Origin of the sequence: Ramlibacter sp. (genome assembly GCF_028291745.1) — a bacterium.
Classification (GTDB): Bacteria; Pseudomonadota; Gammaproteobacteria; order Burkholderiales; family Burkholderiaceae_C; genus Ramlibacter.
In genome coordinates, this window is the sequence record NZ_JAQGNQ010000147.1 from 11862 (window position 1) to 32623 (window position 20762).

Sequence of the window (20762 nt, forward strand, 5' to 3'; positions counted from 1 at the left end):
TTTAGGCGGCGATCGGCTGCGGCGCTTGCTCCGCGGCGATCATGCGGTCGATGATGCGCCGCGACTGTACGCCGCCGGCATCGATGTTCAGCATCAGCAGCCGGCGATCGGGGTACTTCGAGAGGTTGCGCTGCTGCGCCTCCAGCACCTGCGTGTCTTCGGCAAACACCTTCGCCTGGCCTTCGCGGATCTGCGCCGTGAGGTTGGTGTCCTTGACGTTGAAGTTGCGGGCCATGCCCCAGAAGTACCACATGCTCGTCTCGGTCTCGGGCGTGAGGAAGTCCACGACGATGCTCGAGACCTTGTCCCTGGCATCCGCCTGGTAGCCGCCCTTGCCGGCGTGCGCCACGCCCACCTCGATCATCACGTGGCTGGGCGGATGGAAGTGGCAGACCTGCCAGCGGTCGACCGGCACGTCGTCGGCCAGGTGGTTGCCGCGCAGGTTGGCCTTCCAGAAGGGCGGCGGCATCACGTTTTCCATGAAGCGGCTGGTGATCACGTGATCGCCTTGCGTCTTGGTGGTGACCGGGGCTTCGTCGATCTCCTTCTGGCCGATGCTGGTGGTGTGCACGTAGGTTTCGTGCGTGAGGTCCATCAGGTTGTCGACCATCAGGCGGTAGTCGCAAGCGATGTGATACAGCCCGCCGCCATACACCCACTCCGGGCTCTCGGCCCATTCGAGGTGATGCAGCTTCGCGGGGTCGGCCTGCGCCGCATCGCCCGGCCAGACCCACACAAAGCCGTAGCGCTCCAGTACGGGATAGGCGCGGATCTTCGGGAAGCCGCCCACGCGCAGGCCGGGCATGGACACGGTCTTGCCGTCGCAACCCATGACGAGCCCGTGATAGCCGCACACGAGCTTGCCTTCGCAGACCGAGCCGAGCGACAGCTGCGCGCCGCGATGCGGGCAGAAGTCCTCGACCGCCGCGACCTGGCCTTCGCTGCCGCGGTAGAAGGCGATCTTCTCGTTGCAGATGGTGCGGCCCAGCGGCTTGTCGTCGATCTCGTCGGGCATGCAGGCGACGTACCAGGCGTTCTTGGGAAACATGGACATGCGGGCACAAGAGGAAAGCCTCGATCATAGGTCTCGGTCGTCTCGTTGTATACAACGAGACGTACGGGATAACGCGTACGTTGCGGCCTTCTGCCTCTGCCGATCCCGGTTGACTCCGTTCGATCGCACCGCTAATCTGGCGTCAATGTATACATCGACCTCGGCATGAGCGCGCCGCAGCCCCTCCCGCCCGCGCCCGCGGAAGCAGAGGCCGGCGGCTCGCAGGCGGTGAAGGCGCAGCTGCGCCTGCGCGAGATGATCCTGGCCGGCGAGTTGCCGGGCGGCGCCCGCATCGCGGAGCTGACGCTGGTCGAGCGCCTCGGCGTCTCGCGCACGCCGATCCGCGCGGCCCTGATGCGGCTGGAACAGGAGGGGCTGCTGCAGTCGCTGCCCAATGGCGGCTACGCCGTGCGCACCTTCTCCGAGCGCGACGTGTCCGACGCGATCGAGTTGCGCGGCACCGTCGAAGGGCTGGCCGCGCGGCTGGCGGCGGAGCGTGGGGTGGCGAGCGTGGTGCTGGCGGAGGCGCGCGCGTGTCTGGATGGCATCGACGCGGTGCTCGAACGACCGGCGCTCGACGACGAAGCCTTCACCCGTTACGTCGGCCTCAACCAGCGCTTTCACAACCTGCTGGCGGAGATGGCGGGCAGCCCGGTGCTGTTGCGCGAACTGGAGCGCGTGGTGAGCCTGCCCTTCGCATCGCCTTCGGGCTTCGTGGTGGTGCAGGCCAGCTCACCGCGCGCGCGCGACATGCTGATCGTGGCGCAGGACCAGCATCGCCAGGTGCTCGATGCGATCGAGCGGCGCGAAGGCGCACGCGCCGAGGCCATCCTGCGCGAGCACTCGCGCATCGCCCAACGCAACTTGCGTGAGGCGGTGCAGGGGCCGCACCTGGCGCATATGCCGGGGGTGCGGTTGATCCGGCAGCGGTGAAGCTGCAGTCTGTTCGAGGGTGGGGCCCTCGCAGGGCAGTGTGGCGTTTGAAATTTTGAACGCAGAAGTCGCAGAAGCATGCAGAACACGCAGAAAAAATCTTGCGGAAATCTTCTGCGACTTCTGCGCAACTTCTGCGACTTCTGCGTTCAAAGATGCCCGCCTCGGCGCTGCTTCAGAGGCAGGCACCCCACCGAACAGGCGTCGAGAGCCGAACGCGACTTCAGTAATGCAGCTTGCCGTCCTGCCCCACCACGGCGATGTCCACCCAGCGGCTGCCGACGTTGCCCTTGGAGAAGTCGACGCGGAAGCCGCCGAAGTCGATCTCGCCGGCGGAGTGCAGGGCGCGCTCCAGTGATTCGGGCGTGATCTCGCGCTCCTTGCTGCGCTTGAGCGCTTCGGCCACGGTGCGGGCCGACAGGTAGCCTTCCAGCTGGAAGGCGGTGTAGCTCGTGACCTCCGGGTGGGCCGCCTTCATGGCCGCCTGGAAGTCGCGCTGCAGTTGCAGCGTGATGCCGTTCGGGTTCGGATAGGTCTGCGCAATGCCGACACCGCGCGCGCCCTCGACACCCGCCAGCTTCACCAGCAGGCCCGCGGGTACATACGACAGCACGAACAGCGACTGCGACACGCCCGCCTTGCGCAGGGCAGCGACGCCATCGGCCATGAAGCGCGGCGCGCCCACCACCAGCACGGCTTGCGGCTCCAGCTTGCCCACCTGCGCCGCGGACTTGGCCAGGGCGGGCGCATCCATGCCCGATTTCACGCCCGGCAGCTCCAGGCCGCCGGCCTCCTTGGCGGCCTGCTCGGCGACCGTCCAGCCCGAGGTGCCGATCGGCAGGTCCTGGTACAGCACCACCATGCGCGAGGTGCCCAGCGTGCGTGCGTGGCGCACGATCTTCTCGATCTGCTGCTTGTCGCCGGCGCGGATGTGGAACAGCCGCGGGTGGCCCGGGTTGCGCAGGCTTTCCGCGCCCGGCACCGCGTTGACGATCACGACGTCGGATTTGTCCAACAGCTTCTGCTGGAGCATGGCTGTCTGGGCCGCGGAACCGACGGGCGAGAGCAGGGCGATCGGCTTGCGCTGCATGGCCGTGCCGTAGGCAGCGACGAAGCCTTCGGCGGTGTACTTGTCGTCCACGTCGAACACCGACAGCTTGTGCCCGCGCACGCCGCCGGCGGCGTTGACCTGCTGCAGATAGGCCTGGATGCCCTGGCGGATCTCGGGTGCGTCCGGCACCGGAATACCGGTGAAGGGACCGACCTGGCCCAGCACGATGTCCTGCGCGCTGGCGTTGGCAAGGGCACAAGCGGCACCGAGCACGAAGGCAGTGCTGCGGGCGAAGCGGGCGAGAAGGCGCGGGAATTTCATGGGGTACTGCGGAAGTAAGCGGAATAGCTGCGAGTGTAAGCTCTACAGTAGATCGGTCCGCCGCTGCATATCAGGGTAGCCGCTATCCCAATCCGTCATAACTGGTAGAGCACACTAGCCCCTTTGCCCGCGCCGGTCGCGCGCCGAGAATGCGCTGCAACGCGCAGCCTGCACGCGGTGTGTCCGCCTGTCCAGCCCCATTCGAATTCAAAGGAGAACGCCCGTCATGCAAAAGAGAACCTTCCTCCAGACCGTCGCGACCGTCGGCCTGCTCGGGGCCAGCGGCCTCGCCTTGGCGCAGGACAACGTGTTCAAGATCGGCCTGATCCTGCCGATGACGGGCCAGCAGGCCACCACCGGCCGGCAGGTGGAGGCCGGGGTCAGGCTGTGGATGGCGCAGAACGGCGACACCGTGGCGGGCAAGAAGGTGCAGCTGATCGTGAAGGACGACGGCAGCGTGCCGGCCAACACGCGCCGCCTGGCGCAGGAACTGGTGGTCAACGACAAGGTCAACGTGCTGGCCGGCATGGGCATCACGCCCTCGGCGCTGGCCGTGGCGCCGATCGCAACGCAATCGAAGACGCCGCTGATCGTGATGGCCGCGGCCACCTCCAGCATCACCGAAGCCTCGCCCTACATCGTGCGCAGCAGCTTTACGCTGCCGCAGGTGTCGGTGGCGCTCGCCGACTGGGCGCCGAAGAACGGCATCAAGAACGTGGTGACGCTGGTGTCCGACTACGGCCCGGGCCTGGACGCCGAGAAGTTCTTCAAGGAGCGCTTCCAGTTCGACGGCGGCAAGGTGAGCGAGTCGCTGCGCGTGCCGCTGATGAACCCCGACTTCGCGCCCTTCCTGCAGAAGGTGCGCGATGCCAAGCCCGATGCGCTGTTCGTCTTCGTGCCCTCGGGCGCGGGCGCCGCGCTGATGAAGCAGTTTGCCGAACGCGGCATGGACAAGGCCGGCATCAGGCTGATCGGCACCGGCGACGTCACCGACGACGACCTGCTCAATGACATGGGCGACACCGCGCTGGGCGTGGTCACCTCGCACCACTACTCGGTGGACCACAATTCGCCGGCCAACAAGAAATTCCTGGAGGCCTTCATGAAGGCCAACAAGAACCTGCGCCCCAACTTCATGGCGGTGGGCGGCTACGACGGCACGCGCCTCGTCTACGAAGCGCTCAAGAAGACCGCCGGCAAGGGCGGCGGCGACGCGCTGATGGCCGCGATGAAGGGCCAGATCTTCGAAAGCCCGCGCGGCCCGGTGTTCATCGACGCACAGACCCGCGACATCGTGCAGAACGTCTACCTGCGCAAGGTCGAGAAGAAGAATGGTCAGCTCTATAACGTGGAGTTCGACGTGATCAAGGACGTGAAGGATCCGGGGAAGGCCAAGCAGTAAGGCTGCCTGGCTCCTCCCCCCGCCGGGGGAGGCTGGGAGCGGGGCGCCCCCACCCCAACCCGCCCCCGGTGGGGGAGGGAGCGAACACCACATCACCCATGCTCACCATCCTCTTCGACGGCATTGCCTACGGCATGCTGCTGTTCGTGCTGGCCGTCGGCCTGGCCGTGACCATGGGCCTGATGAATTTCATCAACCTGGCCCACGGCGCGTTCGCCATGGCCGGCGGCTACATCACGGTGCTGCTGATGCAGCGCCTGAACGTGCCCTTCCTCGTCTGCCTGCCGCTTGCCTTCGCCGGCGCGGCGCTGCTGGGCGCGGTGCTGGAGCGCACGCTGTACCGGCCGCTCTATCGCAAGCCGCACCTGGACCAGGTGCTGTTCTCGATCGGGCTGGTGTTCATGTCCGTTGCCGCCGTCGACTACTACGTCGGTTCGACGCAGCAGATCATCCAGCTGCCGGCGTGGCTGAAGGGCCGCACGGAGATCGGCTCGCTGGGCATGGGGCACTATCGCCTCTTCATCATTGCGGTGTGCGCCGCACTCACCGTCGGCCTGCAATACATCCTGGCGAAGACGCGCTTCGGCAGCCGCCTGCGTGCCTCGGTGGATGACCAGCGCGTCGCCGCGGGGCTGGGCATCAACGTCAACGTGGTGTTCCTTTCCACCTTCGCCTTCGGCTCCGGCCTGGCGGGGCTGGGCGGTGCGCTTGGCGCCGAAGTGCTCGGGCTCGATCCCTCGTTCCCGCTGAAGTTCATGATCTATTTCCTGATCGTGGTGGCCGTGGGCGGCACCTCCTCGATCACCGGGCCGTTGCTGGCGGCGCTGCTGCTCGGCATCGCCGACGTGGCGGGCAAGTACTACATCCCGAAGATGGGCGCCTTCATCGTCTACAGCCTGATGATCGCCATCCTGCTGTGGCGGCCCAACGGCCTGTTCGTGCGGCAAGGGGGCAAGGCATGAGCGCGCCGGGCCGCCCCAAGGCGAATAGTCCCGCAGCGCGTAGTGCGGAGGGTAGTCCAGTGACCGCGCCGGGCCGCTCCCTCGGCGAAGGTACCGGAGTGCGAAGCATGGAGGTCCTCCCGTGATTTCCGCGCAAGTGCAATTGCTGCGGGCGAGCCGCATGAAACCCTGGGAGCCGGTGCTGTGGCTGGTGGCCTTTGCCGCCCCGGTGCTGTTTCCCTCGTACGCGCTGATCATCAACGAGATCGCGATCGTGGCGCTGTTCGCCGTCTCGCTGGACCTGGTGCTGGGCTATTCGGGCATCGTCTCGCTGGGTCATGCCGCGTTCTTCGGCCTCGGCGCGTACACCGCGGCGCTGTTCTGCAAGCACCTCAGTCCCGACCCGCACCTCGGGCTGCTGGTGGCCATGGGCGTGACCGCGGTGCTCGGATTCGTGGCCAGCTTCACCGTGCTGCGTGGCAGCGACCTCACGCGGCTGATGGTGACGCTGGGCGTGGCCTTGCTGCTGGCCGAACTGGCCAACAAGCTCGATTGGCTCACCGGCGGCACCGACGGCATCCAGGGCCTGACCTTCTCGCCGATCCTGGGCAAGTTCGATTTCGACCTGATCGGCCGCGTCAACTCCTACTACTCCATGTCGGTCCTGCTGCTGCTGTTCCTGCTGGCGCGCCGCATCGTCAACTCGCCCTTCGGCGGCACGCTCAAGGCGATCCGCGACAACCGGCTGCGCGCGATGGCGATCGGCATCCCGGTGAACGCGCGCCTGATCTCGGTTTACACGCTGGCGGCGGCCATGGCCGGTGCCGCCGGGGCTCTGTTCACGCAGACCTCGGGTTTCGCCTCGATCGACGTGCTGGAGTTCCACCGTTCCGCCGACGTGATGCTGATCGTGGTGATCGGCGGCGTGGGCTGGCTTTACGGCGGCATCATCGGCGCCATCATCTTCAGGCTGCTGCAGGACGTCATCTCGCAGATCACGCCGCAGTACTGGACCTTCTGGATCGGCCTGTTCCTGGTCGTTCTGGTGCTGGTGGGCCGTGACCGGCTGCTGAAACCGTGGACCTGGTTCCGGAGGAAGAGCGCATGAACGACATCGTTCTGTCCTGCGAAGGGCTGGTCAAGAAGTTCGGCGGCATCACGGCCACCAACAACGTGTCGATGCAGTTGCGGCGCGGCGCGCGGCATGCCTTGATCGGCCCCAACGGCGCCGGCAAGACGACGCTGATCAACCTGCTGACGGGCGTGCTGGAGCCCACCGCGGGCCGCATCACGCTGGAAGGGCAGGACATCACCCGGCTCGCGCCCTACCAGCGCGTGCGGCGCGGCATGGTGCGCACCTTCCAGATCAACCAGCTGTTCGCGTCGATGACGCCGCTGCAGACGCTGGCGCTCGTGGTCTCGCAGCAGCGGGGCCTGGGCGCACGCTGGTGGCAGTCGCTGGGCAGCAATGCGGCGGTGGCCGAGCGCGCACAGCAATTGCTGGAGCAGTTCCGCCTGGCCGAAGTGGCGAACCAGACGACCGAGCACCTCGCGTATGGCAAGCGCCGCCTGCTGGAGATCGCGATCGCGCTGGCCTGCGAGCCGCGCGTGCTGCTGCTGGACGAGCCGGTCGCCGGCGTGCCCGCGGGCGAACGCGAGGAATTGCTGGAGACGGTGGCCGCCTTGCCGGCCGATGTCTCCGTGCTGCTGATCGAACACGACATGGACCTGGTGTTCAGCTTCGCCAACCGCATGACCGTGCTGGTGAACGGCACGCTGCTCACCGAGGGCACGCCGGAGGAAATCGAGAACAACCCGGAGGTGAAGGCGGTGTACCTGGGCCACGGCGACGACAGCGCCCATGCCGCGGTGGAGGCCTCCAATGTCTGAACTCCTGCAGGTCGACAAGGTGCGCGCCGGCTATGGCGAAGCGGTGGTGCTGCAGGAGGTGTCGTGCGCCCTCGGCGAGGGCCAGACGCTGGCGCTGCTGGGGCGCAACGGCACCGGCAAGACGACGCTGATCAACACGCTGGCCGGGGCGACGCGCCAGCATGGCGGCACGATCACGCTGGCCGGGGTCGCGCTGCACAAGCTGCCTTCGCACCAGCGCGCCGCGGCCGGCATCGGCTGGGTGCCGCAGGAGCGCAACATCTTCAAGTCGCTGACGGTGCACGAGAACCTCACGGCTGTGGCGCGCCCTGGCCGCTGGACGCCGGAGCGGGTCTACGAGATGTTCCCGCGCCTGGCCGAGCGCAAGACCAACCTCGGCACGCAACTCTCCGGCGGCGAGCAGCAGATGCTGGCGCTGGGCCGCGCGCTGGTGCTCAATCCCAAGCTGCTGCTGCTCGACGAGCCGCTCGAAGGGCTCGCGCCGATCATCGTCAGCGAACTGCTGCGCGCCATTGCCCGCATCACGCGCGAGGAAGGCCTCTCGGCCATCATCGTCGAACAGCATCCGCAGGCGATCCTGGCGATCTCCGACCGCGCGATCGTGCTCGATCACGGCACCGTGGTGCATGCCGATACCGCGGCCGCGTTGCGCGGCAACCCCGAGCTGCTCGATCGCCTGCTCGGTGTGGCACGATAGCTCGATGCATCCGGATCGCCGGCAGGCGCTCGCCGCGCTTGCCGCTTTTGCCGCTGTTCCCACCGTGCGGGCGCAGGCTCCGTGGCCCACCCGGCCGGTTCGTGTGGTGGTGCCCTTCGGGCCGGGCGGCGTGGCCGACCTCACGGCGCGCGCGGTCGGCCAGAAGCTGGGCGAGCAACTGGGGCAGACCATCGTGATCGACAACCGGCCCGGCGCCGGTGGCGTCACCGCCGGCATCGTGGTGGCACAGGCCGCGCCCGATGGCTACACGCTGCTTCTCATGAGCAATGGCACCGCGGTCAGCCAAGGGCTGTTCAAGAAGCTGCCGTTCGATGCGCAAAAGGATTTCGCGCCGGTCTCGCTGCTGGCGACCTTCGACCTGGGCGTGATCGTCCCGGCGAATTCGCACTTTGCGACGCTTGGGGAATTGCTGGTTTCCGCGCGGGCGAACCCGGGCAAGCTGAACATCGGCACGGTCGCCGCCGGCAGCACACAGAACCTGGCGGCCGAACTGTTCAAGAGCACGGCCGGGATCTCGGCGCAGGTGATCCCCTTCAACAGCACGCCGGCGCTGGTGACCGCGCTGCGCAGTGGCGAGCTCGATGCCGGCATCGAGATCATCGCGCCGATCAAGGCGCAGATCACGGGCAAGGCGTTGCGCGTGCTGGCCAGCTTCGGCGAGCGGCGGCCGACCGGCCTGCCCGACGTGCCGACGGCCGCCGAGAGCGGCGGCGCGCTCGCGCACCTGCAGATCGCTTCGTGGAATGCCATCGCGGCGCCGGCACGGACGCCGCCGGCGATCATCGAGCGGCTCACGCGGGAATTGCAGGTGGCGTTGGCCAGCCGGCAGGTGCGGGAGCAACTGGCGGACCTCGATGTCGATGCGCGTTCGAGCACGCCGGAGCAATTGCAGGCGCTGCTCGCGTCCGAGATCCGGCGCTGGAGCCAGGTGATCGCGCAGGCGAAGATTCCGCGGCAGTAAGGCCCGCGTCGCCGTGCCCGCAATGGCCTCGTAGGCTGGGCTGCGCGCAGCGCACCCCAGCAGCAGCGCGCATCGCTGGGGTGACCTTCGGTCAGCCCAGCCTACGGCGCCTCCATGCCCTTCATCTTCAGGATCTCCACGCCCTGCTCGCTGCGCAAGGCGGCCAGCAACTCACGCGCGGCCGCGGCCTGCGCCGTGCGGGCAGCCACCGCCCCCGCATACACGGTGTAATTCTGGATCTCCGCCGGGATCGGCCCCACCAGCACCGCATCGGGCACGGCCAGGATCTCGCTGATCTGGTGGATCCCCACATCGGCGCTGCCGTCGACCACGCGCGCGGCCACCAGCCCGCCCGGCACCAGCACCGCCTTCGCGCGCACCTGCGGCGCGATGCCCCAGCCTTCGAACAGGCGATCGAGGTAGATGCCGCTCGATCCGCCCGCGGCCGGATCGATGTACGCGACGGAGCGTGCGTCCATCAGCAGCTTGCGGAAAGCGTCCACGCTGCCGATGTCCGGCAGCGGCGCGCCCTTGCGCACGGCGATGCCGATGCCCACGCGGGCCACCTGCGTCGGCGGTTCGCTGGCGAGGCGGCCGGCCTGCGACATCGCCCGCAAGGAGTCGCGACTGGAGAACACCACGTCAAAGGCCTCGCCGGCGGCCACCCGTTTCTGCAGGCCACCCGCTGTGTCGTTATCGATGACCAGCCGGTGCCCCGTTCGCTGTTCGAAGGCGGGTTGCAGCGCCACCAGCACCGGCTTGAAGGCGCCGGCGCTCAGGACCTTCAGGTCCGCTGCCGCGGCCACATGGGCGGCCAGGCTGCAGGCGAGGGCGAGGAACAGTCGGGACCCATGCATCGTCGTTTCCTTGTTTTCAAGTCGTGCGCGCCACCACGGCCGGCGCGCGGGCGCGGATCAGGTCCAGCGTCGCCTTCTGCACCGGGGTGGCCGGCCGCTGCAGGCTGGTGGCCAGCGACAGGCGGATGCGCAGCGGCGGGCTGCCGATCTGCTGCGCAGTGTAGGCCGAGGGCCGCGGCGAATTCAGCAGCGCGTTGCGCGAAAGGATGGCGCAGCCGGCGCCATCGAGCACCAGGTCGAGGATCGCCGAGACGCCGTCGATCTCCAGCACCACGTCGGGCCGGCAGCCGATGTCGGCCATCGCGGACTCGACGTGCATGCGGATCGCGTTCGGACGGGTGGGGATCACCAGCGGCAGCTTCGCGACCTCGCACAAATCGATCGGGCCGGGCGGCGGATCCTCGTGCAGGCCGGGCGGACGGGCGCGCACCAGCACCAGGTCTTCCTCGAGCAGCGGCGTCAGGTCCAGCTCGCGCGAGGGCTGGGCGTTGTACAGCACGACGATGTCCAGCCGCCCGCTGGCCAGGCCTTCCTGCAGGCCACCGGAAAGGCCCTCGCTGATCGACAGCCGCGCCTCGGGCAGCAACTCGCGGAAGGCGCGTGTCAGCGGCACCGTCAGCACGCGGGCCACGCTGTTGGGCAAGCCCACGGCGACGCGTCCGGCCAGGCCGCCGCGCAGCCGGCCCAGGTCTTCGCGCGCGCGCTCCACCTGGTGCAGGATGCCGCGGCCGTGATCGAGCAGCAGCTTGCCCGCCTCGGTGGGCACGGCGCCGCGGCCGTTGCGCACCAGCAGGTTCTGCCGCAATTCGACCTCGAGCAGGCGCACCTGGCGGCTGAGCGCGGGCTGCGCCACGTCGAGCTCGATCGCGGCGCGCGTGAAGCTGCCCAGTTCGGCAACGCGGATGAAATATTCGAGCTGCTTGAGATCCATGAACCGGAATACCTTGGTGCCAATTATGCCGAAGCGGTATAGCTGCTAGTCGCAGGCTTCCCTTCTGCTGCGCGCCGCTGCGGAAGACAATGCGGCGATGACCGCGCCCCTCACCGGAATCTCGTCCATGGCGACTCGCCAGGTCCTCAACGAGCTGGCGAAGGCCTACGAGCAGCAGTCGGGGCAGAAGGTAGCCGTCGAGGCGGTCGGCGGGGTCGATGCGGCCAGGCGCGTGGCGACCGGCGAGGCCTTCGATTTCGTGGTGCTTGCCGGCGATGCCATCGACAAGCTCATTGGCAGTGGCCAGCTGGTCGCGGGCAGCCGCGTGGACCTGGTGCATTCGGGGGTGACGGTGGCCGTGAAGTCCGGTGCCGCGCGCCCGGACATCTCCACCGAGTCAGCCCTCAAGCGCGCCGTGCTGGCAGCGCCCACCGTGGGCTATTCAACTGGCCCGAGCGGCGTCGCCCTGGTCAAGCTGTTCGAGCGCTGGGGCATCGCGCAGGAGCTGCAGGGCAGGCTGGTGCAGGCGCAACCGGGCATCCCGGTGGGGGCGCTGGTCGCGCGCGGCGAAGTGGCCCTGGGCTTCCAGCAATTGAGCGAGCTGATCCACCTGCAGGGGATCGACCTCGTCGGGCCCATGCCGGCGCCCGTGCAGATCGACACCATCTTCTCCGCTGGCCTGTGCCAGGCGTCGACGCAGGCCGGTGCGGTGCGCGAACTGTTCGCCTTCCTGGCCTCGCCTGCCGCCGAAGAGGCCAAGCGCCGCAATGGCATGGACGCCGCCTGATTTCATCCGCCCGCAGCGGGCACTTTCCGAGGAACGAGACAATGAGCCTGATCATCGATTGCCATGGCCACTACACCACTGCGCCCAAGCAGCTGGAGGCCTGGCGCAACCGGCAGATCGCCGGCATCAAGGACCCGTCGCAAAAGCCGGCCGTGTCCGAGCTGAAGATCGGCGACGACGAGATCCGCGAATCGATCGAAGGCAACCAGCTGCGCCTGATGAAGGAGCGCGGCAACGACCTGACGCTGTTCTCCCCGCGCGCCAGTTTCATGGCCCACCACATCGGCGACTTCGAGGTCTCCAGCACCTGGGCGGCCATCTGCAACGAGCTTTGCTTTCGCGTCTCGCAGCTGTTCCCGGACCAGTTCGTGCCGGTGGCCATGCTGCCGCAATCGCCCGGCGTGGCGCCCGAGACCTGCATCCCCGAGCTGGTGAAGTGCGTGGAGCAATATGGTTGCGTCGGCATCAACCTGAACCCGGATCCCTCCGGCGGCCACTGGAACAGCCCGCCGCTGACCGACCGCCTGTGGTACCCGATCTACGAGAAGATGATCGAGTACGACATTCCGGCGATGATCCACGTCTCGACCAGCTGCAATCCGGCTTTCCACACCACCGGCGCGCATTACCTGAACGCGGACACGACGGCCTTCATGCAGTGTCTGCAGGGCGACCTGTTCAAGGACTTCCCCGAGCTGCGCTTCCTGATCCCGCACGGCGGCGGCGCGGTGCCTTACCACTGGGGCCGCTTCCGTGGCCTGGCGCAGGAGATGAAGAAGCCGCTGCTGGACCAGCACCTGTTGAACAACATCTTCTTCGATACTTGCGTGTACCACCAGCCCGGCATCGACCTGCTGAACACGGTGATCCCGGTGAAGAACGTGCTGTTCGCCAGCGAGATGATCGGCGCGGTGCGCGGCATCGATCCCACCACCGGCAACTACTACGACGACACGAAGAAATACATCGACGCGTCGAAGATCCTCTCGCCCGAGGAAAAGCACCAGATCTTCGAAGCCAATACTCGCCGCGTCTTCTCGCGTCTCGATGCTTTGCTGAAGAAGCAGGGCAGATAAAAGCAGTTTTGAACGCAGAAGACGCAGAAGTACCGCAGAAGTCGCAAAAGGGAACCCCATTCATTGGATGGATTTTTCTGCGTTTTCTGCGTAGCTTCTGCGCTTTCTGCGTTCAGACTTTCTGAAGGGAAAAACCAGTCATGTACGAACTCGGTGTCGTCTATCGCAACATCAAGCGCGCGGACCGCGAAGTCGCCGACGCTCTGGCGCAATTCGGCGCTTCCACCGTGCACGAGGCCATGGGCCGGGTCGGGCTGATGAAGCCCACCATGCGGCCGATCTATCCCGGCGCGCAGATCTCGGGCACCGCCGTCACCGTGCTGCTGCATCCCGGCGACAACTGGATGCTGCACGTGGTGGCCGAGCAGATCCAGCCGGGCGATATCGTGATTGCCGCGTGCACCTCCGAGAACACCGACGGCTTCTTCGGCGACCTGCTGGCCACCTCGTTCCAGGCGCGTGGCGCGCGCGGCCTGGTGATCGATGCCGGCTGTCGCGACGTGAAGACGCTCACCGAGATGGCCTTTCCGGTGTGGAGCAAGGCGATCAGCTCCAAGGGCACCGTGAAGGCCACGCTAGGATCGGTCAACATCCCGGTGGTGTGCGCCGGCGCACTGGTGCATCCGGGGGACGTGATCGTGGCCGACGACGACGGCGTGGTCTGCGTGCCTGCCGCCATGGCGAAGAAGGTGCACGAGGCGGCCGCGGCGCGCGAGGCCAACGAGGGCGAGAAGCGGGCGAAGCTGGCCTCCGGCGTGCTGGGCCTGGACATGTACAAGATGCGCGAGCCGCTGGCCAAGGCCGGGCTGCGCTACATTGACTGAAAGAACAAGGAATGATCTCTTCGCTCTCGCGCCGCCAGACCCTGGCCCTGCTGGGTGCGGCCGCACTGCCGCTGGCCGGCCGGGCCCAGGCCAGCTATCCGGAGCATCCGGTGAACCTGGTGGTCGGCTATTCCGCCGGTGGCGCGGTCGATGCGGTTGCGCGCACGCTGGGCGCGGCCCTCTCCAGGAGCATGGGCCAGACCTTCATCATCGACAACAAGCCCGGCGCCGGCACCAACATCGCCGTCAGGTACGTGATCGATGCCAAGCCGGACGGCTACACGTTGCTGATGGCCGCCAACGCGCTGGCCGCCAACATGGCGCTGTACAAGCCGCAGCCCTTCGATGCCGAGAAGGACCTGGTCCCCGTCGCGCTGGTCGGCCGCGTGCCGGTGGTGATCGCGGCCAATGCCAGTGCGCCCTACGGCAACATCAAGCAGCTGATCGCCGCGGCCAAGGCCAAGCCGAACTCCATTGCCTTCGCCTCGCCCGGCAACGGCTCGACGCCGCACATGGCCGCCGAACTGTTCACGCGCGCGGCCGGCATCGACCTGATGCACGTGCCCTACAAGGGCGGTGCCCAGGCCATCACCGACGTGATCGGCGGCCAGGTGCCGCTGCTGGCGATGAATGCGCTGGAAGTGAAGCCGCAGGTCGCCTCCGGCAAGCTGAAGGTGCTGGCCGTGCTGACGGCGCAGCGCTCGCCGATCTTCCCCGACGTGCCCACGATCGCCGAGTCCGGCTTCAAGGGCTTCGAGGCCTCGGTGTGGTACGCGCTGATGGCGCCCGCGAAGACGCCCGCGGCCATCGTCGACAAGCTGCACGCGCAAGTGCAGAAGGCGCTGGCCGCGCCGGAAGTGCGCGAGCGCATGACCGCCGTCGGTGGCGAAGTCCTCCCCGGCAGCCGCCAGCAGATGGCCACGCTGTTGCACGACGAGCGCGTGCGTTATGCCAACCTCGTGCGCGACGCGCACATCACTCCCGATTGATGCCATGAGCAAACCCACGAGCGGCGGTTTCGAGAAGACTCCCGGCTGGCTGGACTGGTACACCGGCCCCAGCAAGCCGCAATTCCAGCTGCCCCCCAATGCGGTGGACGCGCACTGCCACGTGTTCGGCCCCGGTGCGGAGTTCCCCTATGCACCGGAGCGCAAGTACACGCCCTGCGATGCCAGCAAGCAGCAGTTGTTCGCGCTGCGCGATCACCTGGGCTTCACGAAAAACGTGATCGTGCAGGCCACCTGCCACGGCGCCGACAATCGCGCGCTGGTCGATGCGCTCAAGTCGTCGAACGGCAAGGCCAAGGGCGTGGCCACCGTCAAGCGCGGCGTCACCGACAGCGAACTGCAGGAGATGCATGCCGCCGGCGTGCGTGGCGTGCGCTTCAACTTCGTCAAGCGGCTGGTGGACTTCACGCCCAAGGACGAACTGCTGGAGATCGCCGGCCGCATCGCCCCCCTGGGCTGGCACGTGGTGATCTACTTCGAGGCGGTCGACCTGCCGGAACTCTGGGACTTCTTCACTGCGCTGCCCACCACGGTGGTGGTCGACCACATGGGCCGCCCCGACGTGAGCAAGCCCATCGACGGACCCGAGTTCGAGCTGTTCCTGAAGTTCATGCGCGAGCACGAGAACGTGTGGTGCAAGGCGACCTGCCCCGAGCGCCTGTCGTTGGCCGGGCCGCCTGCGCTGAATGGCGAACGCAACGCCTATCGTGATGTCGTGCCCTTCGCCCGCAAGGTGGTCGAGAGCTTCCCGGACCGCGTGATCTGGGGCACCGACTGGCCGCACCCGAACCTGAAGAACCACATGCCCGACGACGGCCTGCTGGTGGACTTCATCCCGCACATCGCGACCACGCGGGAATTGCAGCAGAAGCTGCTGGTCGACAACCCCAACCGGCTGTACTGGCCGCAAGAGGGAGGCGCATGAGCCGGGTAGGGCGCGCGTGCGCGATGGCGGCGGCGTTCGCGCTGCTGGCCGGCTGCTCTTCGCTGCCGTCGCTGCCGTCGTTCGAACTGCCCCGGTTCGAGCTGCCCAGGCTCCCGGCCATCCCCCCGCTGCCCGCGGTGGCGCCGATCATCTTCCTGCCGCAGACCATCTGCGCGAGCCTGCCGGGCACGCTGCTGCCGCCCGCGGACCTCGGCCTGCCCACCCGCCGGGTGAGCATCGACAGCGCCGAACTGCTGGCCGCCAGCCAGCTGCGTGTTGCGGACCGCTCCCCGACGCCCGCTGGCGCGATCACGCCCGCGATGCCGCAGCGTTGCAAGCTGCTGGGCCACATCGAGCCGCAGGACTCGAATGCGCCGGTGATCAATTTCCAGATCAACCTGCCGGTGCGCTGGAACGGTCGCTCGGTGCAGTATGGCGGCGGCGGCTTCAACGGCGTGCTGATCTCCGGCGAGGGCCTGCTGCCGGCGGCGCGCTACGAGCAAGCCTCGCCGCTGGCGCAGGGCTACGTCACCTACGGCACCGACTCGGGCCACCAGAACAATCCGGGCGAGCCGCCGCAGGCGTTTGCCATGAACGACGAGGCGCTGGTCAACTTCGCCCACGGCTCGTACAAGAAGGTGCACGACGTCGCCGTGGCGGTGATGAAGCGGGTGTACGGCCAGCCGCCGCACAAGATGTATTTCGTCGGCAGCTCCGAGGGCGGACGGGAAGGACTGACGATGGCGCAACGCTACCCGCAGGACTTCGACGGCATCTTCAGCCGCGTGCCGGTGATCGCGTGGACCGGCCTGCAGCACGCCGGCCTGCGCGACGGCCTGGCCCTCACCAACGGGGGCTGGATCGATGCCGCGCACGTGAAGCTGGTGCAGGACGCGGTGCTCGCCGCCTGCGACAGCGCGGACGGCGCGGTCGACGGCATCGTGTCGGATCCGGTAGCCTGCCGCTCGCGCTTCGACGTGACGAAGCTGCTCTGCACCGGCGCGGCCAACGATCGCTGCCTCACCGAGCCGCAGGTGCGTGCCGTGCAGACCCTGCAATCGCCGCTGGACTTCGGCATGGAACTCGCCAACGGCTGGCACGGCTATCCGGGCCGTGGCCCCAGTGGCGAGAACACGCCCGCCTCCGGCCCCGCGGGCGGCTGGCAGGCCTGGTGGACCGGCAGTGCGCCCCCGGCCTTCCCGCCGGTGCCCGCCAACGGCATCGCCTGGTTCTATGGCGCGGGCGCGATCCAGTACTTCTATGCCCGCGACCCGAAGGCGGACCTGCGCAGCTATCGCATGGCGGACCATGCACAGCGCGTGGGCGAGATCTCGGCGCTGATGGATTCCACCGACCCGGACCTTTCGGCCTTCCGTGCGCATGGCGGCAAGCTGATCGTGCTGGAGAACCTGGGCGACTACGCGCAGAGCCCGTACGCCGGCATCGGCTACCACGATGCCGTGGTGCAGCGCATGGGCCAAGGCACCGTGGACGGCTTCTTCAAGCTGTTCACGGCACCCAACGTGGACCATGTGGGAACCGGTGCGCCGGCCAATGCGGACCTGTTCGCCGCGCTGGTGGACTGGGTGGAGCGAGGCCACGCGCCAGCGAATCTGCAACTGGTCGAACAGGATGCGAAGCCGCCCTTCGCGGTGCGACGCAGCCGGCCGCTGTGCGAGTGGCCGCAAGTGCCGCGCTACCTCGGCGGCGAGTTGAACGCGGCAGGCAGTTTCGCCTGCGCGCAATGAAACGAGGAGGCTGCCATGTCCTTGGACAAACCTTATGCCGGCATCCCCGGCACCACCATCTTCGACGCGGACCAGAGCCGCAAGGGCTATTGGCTCAACCAGTTCTGCATGTCGCTGATGAAGGCCGAGAACCGCGAGAAGTTCAAGGCCGACGAGCGCGCCTACCTGGACCAGTGGGCCATGAGCGAGGACCAGAAGCAGGCGGTGCTCTCGCGCGACATGAACGCCATGATCGCCCTGGGCGGCAACATCTACTTCCTGGCCAAGATCGGCGCCACCGACGGCAAGAGCTTCCAGCAGATGGCGGGCTCCATGACCGGCATGAGTGAAGAGGCCTATCGCGACATGATGATCGGCGGCGGCCGCCCTTCGACCTGGACCGGCAAAGAGGTAAAAAAATAATGGCCCGCATCACCGCCTCCGTCTACACCTCGCACGTGCCCGCCATCGGCGCGGCGATGGACCTGGGCAAGGACCAGGAGCCGTACTGGCAGAAGGTCTTTGCCGGCTACGAGTACTCGCGCCAGTGGATCAAGGACAACAAGCCCGACGTCGTGTTCCTGGTCTACAACGACCACGCCACGGCCTTCAGCCTCGACTTCATTCCGACCTTCGCGATCGGCACCGCCGCCGGATTCAAGGTGGCCGACGAAGGCTGGGGCCCGCGGCCCGTGCCCGATGTCGAAGGCGCGCCCGAGCTAGCCGCGCACATCGCGCACTCGGTGATCCAGCAGGACTTCGACCTGACCATCGTCAACAAGATGGACGTGGACCACGGCCTGACAGTGCCGCTGTCGCTGATGTGCGGGCAGCCCAGGGAATGGCCCTTCAAGGTCATTCCCTTTGCGGTGAACGTGGTGCAGTACCCGATCCCCAGCGGCATGCGCTGCTTCCGTCTGGGGCAGGCGATCCGCAAGGCGATCGAGAGCTTCGACGAAGACCTGAACGTGCAGATCTGGGGCACGGGCGGCATGAGCCACCAGTTGCAGGGCCCGCGCGCTGGCCTGATCAACAAGGAGTGGGACAACCGCTTCCTGGACCGCTTGATCGACGACCCCGAAGGCCTGGCCAAGGTCGACCACATCGAATACGTGAAGCAAGCCGGCAGCGAAGGCATCGAACTCGTGATGTGGCTGATCGCGCGCGGCGCGATGGCCGACGTGGCCGGCGGCGCCAAGCCCACCTTGAAGCACCGCTTCTATCACGTGCCTGCGAGCAATACGGCTGTGGGCCACCTGATCCTGGAGAACAACGCATGACCAAGACCGTCCGCATCGCACTCGCCGGCCCGGGCGCCTTCGGGATCAAGCACCTCGATGGCCTGAAGAACATCGAGGGCGTGGAGGTCACCTCCATCATCGGCCGCGAACTGGGCAAGGCCCAGGAAGTGGCGCAGAAGTACGGCGCCAGGCACGTGACGACGAACCTGGACGAAGCACTCGCGCGCCCGGACGTCGACGCCGTGATCCTCTGCACCCCCACGCAGATGCACGCGGAGCAATCGATCGCCGCCATGAAGGCCGGCAAGCACGTGCAGGTGGAGATCCCGCTGTGCGACCAGCTGGCAGAGGGCAAGGCGGTCGTGGAGATGCAGAAGCAGACTGGCCTGGTCGCGATGGTCGGTCACACGCGCCGCTTCAATCCGAGCCACCAGTACGTGCACAAGAAGATCGAAGCGGGCGAGTTCAAGATCCAGCAGATGGACGTGCAGACCTATTTCTTCCGCCGCACGAACATGAACGCGCTGGGCCAGGCGCGCAGCTGGACCGACCACCTGCTGTGGCACCACGCCGCGCACACGGTGGACCTGTTCCAGTACCAGACCGGTTCCCGCGTGGTGAAGGCCAACGCGGTGCAAGGGCCGATCCATCCGCAGCTGGGGATTGCGATGGACATGAGCATCCAGTTGAAGACGGAGAGCGGGGCGATCTGCACGCTGTCGCTGTCCTTCAACAACGATGGCCCGCTGGGGACTTTCTTCCGCTACATCGGCGATACCGCGACGTACATCGCGCGCTACGACGATCTGTTCACGGGGAAGGAAGAGAAGATCGATGTGTCGAAAGTCGATGTCTCCATGAACGGCATCGAGCTGCAGGATCGGGAGTTCATTGCGGCGATTCGCGAAGGGCGGGAGCCGAATTCGTCGGTGGGAAAGGTGCTGGCTTGTTATGAGGTGCTGGATCAGCTGGAGCAGCAGCTGGAGGACTGAGGCCTTCGGTATTGCTCCCTCCCCCTCTGGGGGAGGGCTGGGGTGGGGGCGCTCCGGCCCTTCACGTTGGCCCTCTCGGTCTTGTCCCGCCGACATGGCGGTGTAGCGTCCGCCCGGCATTAGCTCAAATCGAACAGGCGGCGCTGTGGTGGGCGGACAACCGGTCAACGAACCGGGACGTCCTCTTTCGAAGGCCGCCAGCGCGCTCGGCCAACTTTCTCGACCAGCTGATGAACCCCGGACATGGCGCTCCGCTGCCCGCTCCGATACAGTCCCGTTCCCCCACACCAGGAACCTCCATGGACATGACTGCCGTCGAAACCTTCCTGCGCGTCACCGCGCTCCAGATCGGGATCAGGATCCTGGCCGCCATCATCTTCTGGGTGGTCGGGCGCTGGATCATCGTGCGGGTGATCAGGCTGGTGCAAGCGGCCATGGAGCGCAAGCAGATCGATCCGACCCTCACCAAATACCTCGGCACGATCATCAACGGCGTGCTCGACATCGCGCTGGTGATCGGCATCCTGGGCTACTTCGGCGTGCAGACGACCTCCTTCGCCGCGCTGCTGGCCGGAGCAGGCCTCGCCATCGGCGCGGCCTGGAGCGGCCTGCTGGGCAACTTCGCGGCGGGCGCGTTCATGCTGGTGCTGCGGCCCTTCCGCGTCGGGGACTCCGTCACCGTGGCCGGCGTGACGGGAACCGTGCGCGAGCTGGGCTTGTTCGGCACCACCATCGTCACGTCCGACCACGTGATGACCCTGGTGGGCAACGGCAAGGTGTTCAGCGACACGATCCAGAACTTCTCGGTGCTGCCCGTGCGCCGCGTGGACCGCACGGCGCAGCTCGCTGGGGGTGTGGATCCGGTCGAGGCTTGCGCGCGGCTGCGCGAGGCCGTGGCCGCCATCCCGAACGTGGTGGTCTCGCCCGCGCCGGAAGTCAACCTGCTCGACCTCACCGCGCTCGGGCCGGTGATCGCCGTGCGCCCCTATTGCGAGAACGCAAACTACTGGCAGGTCTACTTCGACACCAACGAGGCGATCGTGCGGACCGCCAAGGAAGCCGGCTGGCCGGCGCCTATGCCGGTGAGCATCACCAGGGTGCAGCAGCTGGCTTGAGGGCGTGGG

21 protein-coding genes are annotated in these 20762 nt (G+C 67.3%); 17 read left to right on the forward strand and 4 right to left on the reverse strand.

Annotation, left to right across the window (positions count from 1 at the left end; genetic code table 11):
- Nucleotide 1: 1 nt before the first annotated feature.
- The gene (locus JWP60_RS26495) at nt 2–1048 is read right to left on the reverse strand and encodes an aromatic ring-hydroxylating dioxygenase subunit alpha (protein ID WP_299798643.1); all 1047 of its coding nucleotides are present in this window, start codon (nt 1046–1048) and stop codon (nt 2–4) included.
- 171 nt (nt 1049–1219) lie between these two features.
- Here JWP60_RS26495 and JWP60_RS26500 point away from each other — a divergent pair, with 171 nt between their 5' ends.
- A complete protein-coding gene (locus tag JWP60_RS26500; RefSeq protein ID WP_299798566.1) occupies nt 1220–1987 on the forward strand; it encodes a GntR family transcriptional regulator in 768 nt (255 codons plus the stop codon).
- A gap of 223 nt (nt 1988–2210) precedes the next feature.
- Here the strand turns inward: JWP60_RS26500 and JWP60_RS26505 are convergent, their stop codons facing one another.
- A complete protein-coding gene (locus JWP60_RS26505) occupies nt 2211–3359 on the reverse strand; it encodes an ABC transporter substrate-binding protein (protein WP_299798568.1) in 1149 nt (382 codons plus the stop codon).
- A 226-nt stretch (nt 3360–3585) separates the two neighbouring features.
- Between JWP60_RS26505 and JWP60_RS26510 the strand changes: the two genes are divergently transcribed.
- The 6 genes from JWP60_RS26510 (at nt 3586) to JWP60_RS26535 (ending at nt 9271) form a co-directional block, all read left to right on the forward strand.
- Entirely contained in the window at nt 3586–4761 is a 1176-nt protein-coding gene (locus tag JWP60_RS26510; protein WP_299798571.1) for an ABC transporter substrate-binding protein, read from the forward strand.
- Between the two features lie 98 nt (nt 4762–4859).
- Nucleotides 4860–5723, forward strand: coding sequence for a branched-chain amino acid ABC transporter permease (locus JWP60_RS26515; RefSeq protein WP_299798574.1), 864 nt, complete (start codon nt 4860–4862; stop codon nt 5721–5723).
- A gap of 160 nt (nt 5724–5883) precedes the next feature.
- Nucleotides 5884–6810 carry a branched-chain amino acid ABC transporter permease gene (locus JWP60_RS26520; RefSeq protein ID WP_299798646.1) on the forward strand — a complete coding sequence of 309 codons (927 nt, stop codon included), beginning with the start codon at nt 5884–5886 and terminating at the stop codon, nt 6808–6810.
- Nucleotides 6807–7592 carry an ABC transporter ATP-binding protein gene (locus JWP60_RS26525; protein WP_299798577.1) on the forward strand — a complete coding sequence of 262 codons (786 nt, stop codon included), beginning with the start codon at nt 6807–6809 and terminating at the stop codon, nt 7590–7592. The genes JWP60_RS26520 and JWP60_RS26525 overlap by 4 nt, the downstream gene beginning before the upstream one ends.
- Complete coding sequence (locus JWP60_RS26530) at nt 7585–8289, forward strand: ABC transporter ATP-binding protein (protein WP_299798580.1); 705 nt, start codon at nt 7585–7587, stop codon at nt 8287–8289. The genes JWP60_RS26525 and JWP60_RS26530 overlap by 8 nt, the downstream gene beginning before the upstream one ends.
- Before the next feature lie 4 nt (nt 8290–8293).
- On the forward strand, nt 8294–9271 hold the full coding sequence (locus JWP60_RS26535) for a tripartite tricarboxylate transporter substrate-binding protein (RefSeq protein ID WP_299798583.1): 978 nt from the start codon (nt 8294–8296) through the stop codon (nt 9269–9271).
- A 101-nt stretch (nt 9272–9372) separates the two neighbouring features.
- On the opposite strand, the gene JWP60_RS26540 is transcribed toward JWP60_RS26535, so the two are convergent.
- Together JWP60_RS26540 and JWP60_RS26545 are read right to left on the reverse strand one after the other, a co-directional pair.
- The gene (locus JWP60_RS26540) at nt 9373–10128 is read right to left on the reverse strand and encodes a substrate-binding domain-containing protein (RefSeq protein WP_299798586.1); all 756 of its coding nucleotides are present in this window, start codon (nt 10126–10128) and stop codon (nt 9373–9375) included.
- A 16-nt stretch (nt 10129–10144) separates the two neighbouring features.
- Nucleotides 10145–11059, reverse strand: coding sequence for a LysR substrate-binding domain-containing protein (locus tag JWP60_RS26545; RefSeq protein ID WP_299798589.1), 915 nt, complete (start codon nt 11057–11059; stop codon nt 10145–10147).
- A gap of 97 nt (nt 11060–11156) precedes the next feature.
- Between JWP60_RS26545 and JWP60_RS26550 the strand changes: the two genes are divergently transcribed.
- The 10 genes from JWP60_RS26550 to JWP60_RS26595 all read left to right on the forward strand — a co-directional run bounded on the left by JWP60_RS26550 (nt 11157) and on the right by JWP60_RS26595 (nt 20753).
- The gene (locus tag JWP60_RS26550; protein ID WP_299798592.1) at nt 11157–11846 is read left to right on the forward strand and encodes a substrate-binding domain-containing protein; all 690 of its coding nucleotides are present in this window, start codon (nt 11157–11159) and stop codon (nt 11844–11846) included.
- A gap of 41 nt (nt 11847–11887) precedes the next feature.
- Nucleotides 11888–12922 (forward strand): amidohydrolase family protein, encoded by a 1035-nt coding sequence (locus tag JWP60_RS26555; protein WP_299798595.1) that lies wholly within the window; start codon nt 11888–11890, stop codon nt 12920–12922.
- Nucleotides 12923–13062: 140 nt separating this feature from the next.
- Complete coding sequence (ligK, locus tag JWP60_RS26560; protein WP_299798598.1) at nt 13063–13746, forward strand: 4-carboxy-4-hydroxy-2-oxoadipate aldolase/oxaloacetate decarboxylase; 684 nt, start codon at nt 13063–13065, stop codon at nt 13744–13746.
- An 11-nt stretch (nt 13747–13757) separates the two neighbouring features.
- Entirely contained in the window at nt 13758–14735 is a 978-nt protein-coding gene (locus JWP60_RS26565) for a tripartite tricarboxylate transporter substrate binding protein (RefSeq protein WP_299798601.1), read from the forward strand.
- Nucleotides 14736–14739: 4 nt separating this feature from the next.
- A complete protein-coding gene (locus JWP60_RS26570; RefSeq protein ID WP_299798604.1) occupies nt 14740–15678 on the forward strand; it encodes an amidohydrolase family protein in 939 nt (312 codons plus the stop codon).
- Nucleotides 15675–17426: a tannase/feruloyl esterase family alpha/beta hydrolase gene (locus JWP60_RS26575; protein ID WP_299798607.1), complete on the forward strand. Its 1752-nt coding sequence runs from the start codon at nt 15675–15677 to the stop codon at nt 17424–17426. The genes JWP60_RS26570 and JWP60_RS26575 overlap by 4 nt, the downstream gene beginning before the upstream one ends.
- A gap of 15 nt (nt 17427–17441) precedes the next feature.
- Complete coding sequence (gene ligA / locus JWP60_RS26580; protein ID WP_299798610.1) at nt 17442–17828, forward strand: protocatechuate 4,5-dioxygenase subunit alpha; 387 nt, start codon at nt 17442–17444, stop codon at nt 17826–17828.
- Nucleotides 17828–18685 carry a class III extradiol dioxygenase subunit beta gene (locus tag JWP60_RS26585; protein ID WP_299798613.1) on the forward strand — a complete coding sequence of 286 codons (858 nt, stop codon included), beginning with the start codon at nt 17828–17830 and terminating at the stop codon, nt 18683–18685. The genes ligA and JWP60_RS26585 overlap by 1 nt, the downstream gene beginning before the upstream one ends.
- Nucleotides 18682–19638, forward strand: a complete 957-nt coding sequence (locus tag JWP60_RS26590) for a Gfo/Idh/MocA family oxidoreductase (protein ID WP_299798615.1) — start codon at nt 18682–18684, stop codon at nt 19636–19638. The genes JWP60_RS26585 and JWP60_RS26590 overlap by 4 nt, the downstream gene beginning before the upstream one ends.
- A 299-nt stretch (nt 19639–19937) precedes the next feature.
- Entirely contained in the window at nt 19938–20753 is an 816-nt protein-coding gene (locus JWP60_RS26595; protein ID WP_299798618.1) for a mechanosensitive ion channel family protein, read from the forward strand.
- The last annotated feature ends 9 nt before the right edge of the window (nt 20754–20762 follow it).

Bases quoted from the DNA above. Each gene is read 5' to 3' on its own strand.
- JWP60_RS26530 (WP_299798580.1), top strand. From the start codon at position 7,585: ATGTCTGAACTCCTGCAGGTCGACAAGGTGCGCGCCGGCTATGGCGAA.
- JWP60_RS26515 (WP_299798574.1), top strand. From the start codon at position 4,860: ATGCTCACCATCCTCTTCGACGGCATTGCCTACGGCATGCTGCTGTTC.
- JWP60_RS26535 (WP_299798583.1), top strand. From the start codon at position 8,294: ATGCATCCGGATCGCCGGCAGGCGCTCGCCGCGCTTGCCGCTTTTGCC.
- JWP60_RS26590 (WP_299798615.1), top strand. From the start codon at position 18,682: ATGACCAAGACCGTCCGCATCGCACTCGCCGGCCCGGGCGCCTTCGGG.
- JWP60_RS26510 (WP_299798571.1), top strand. From the start codon at position 3,586: ATGCAAAAGAGAACCTTCCTCCAGACCGTCGCGACCGTCGGCCTGCTC.
- JWP60_RS26550 (WP_299798592.1), top strand. From the start codon at position 11,157: ATGACCGCGCCCCTCACCGGAATCTCGTCCATGGCGACTCGCCAGGTC.
- JWP60_RS26520 (WP_299798646.1), top strand. From the start codon at position 5,884: ATGAAACCCTGGGAGCCGGTGCTGTGGCTGGTGGCCTTTGCCGCCCCG.
- JWP60_RS26585 (WP_299798613.1), top strand. From the start codon at position 17,828: ATGGCCCGCATCACCGCCTCCGTCTACACCTCGCACGTGCCCGCCATC.
- JWP60_RS26575 (WP_299798607.1), top strand. From the start codon at position 15,675: ATGAGCCGGGTAGGGCGCGCGTGCGCGATGGCGGCGGCGTTCGCGCTG.
- JWP60_RS26545 (WP_299798589.1), bottom strand. From the start codon at position 11,059: ATGGATCTCAAGCAGCTCGAATATTTCATCCGCGTTGCCGAACTGGGC.
- JWP60_RS26565 (WP_299798601.1), top strand. From the start codon at position 13,758: ATGATCTCTTCGCTCTCGCGCCGCCAGACCCTGGCCCTGCTGGGTGCG.
- JWP60_RS26595 (WP_299798618.1), top strand. From the start codon at position 19,938: ATGGACATGACTGCCGTCGAAACCTTCCTGCGCGTCACCGCGCTCCAG.
- JWP60_RS26555 (WP_299798595.1), top strand. From the start codon at position 11,888: ATGAGCCTGATCATCGATTGCCATGGCCACTACACCACTGCGCCCAAG.
- ligK (WP_299798598.1), top strand. From the start codon at position 13,063: ATGTACGAACTCGGTGTCGTCTATCGCAACATCAAGCGCGCGGACCGC.
- JWP60_RS26570 (WP_299798604.1), top strand. From the start codon at position 14,740: ATGAGCAAACCCACGAGCGGCGGTTTCGAGAAGACTCCCGGCTGGCTG.
- JWP60_RS26525 (WP_299798577.1), top strand. From the start codon at position 6,807: ATGAACGACATCGTTCTGTCCTGCGAAGGGCTGGTCAAGAAGTTCGGC.
- JWP60_RS26540 (WP_299798586.1), bottom strand. From the start codon at position 10,128: ATGCATGGGTCCCGACTGTTCCTCGCCCTCGCCTGCAGCCTGGCCGCC.
- ligA (WP_299798610.1), top strand. From the start codon at position 17,442: ATGTCCTTGGACAAACCTTATGCCGGCATCCCCGGCACCACCATCTTC.
- JWP60_RS26500 (WP_299798566.1), top strand. From the start codon at position 1,220: ATGAGCGCGCCGCAGCCCCTCCCGCCCGCGCCCGCGGAAGCAGAGGCC.
- JWP60_RS26505 (WP_299798568.1), bottom strand. From the start codon at position 3,359: ATGAAATTCCCGCGCCTTCTCGCCCGCTTCGCCCGCAGCACTGCCTTC.
- JWP60_RS26495 (WP_299798643.1), bottom strand. From the start codon at position 1,048: ATGTTTCCCAAGAACGCCTGGTACGTCGCCTGCATGCCCGACGAGATC.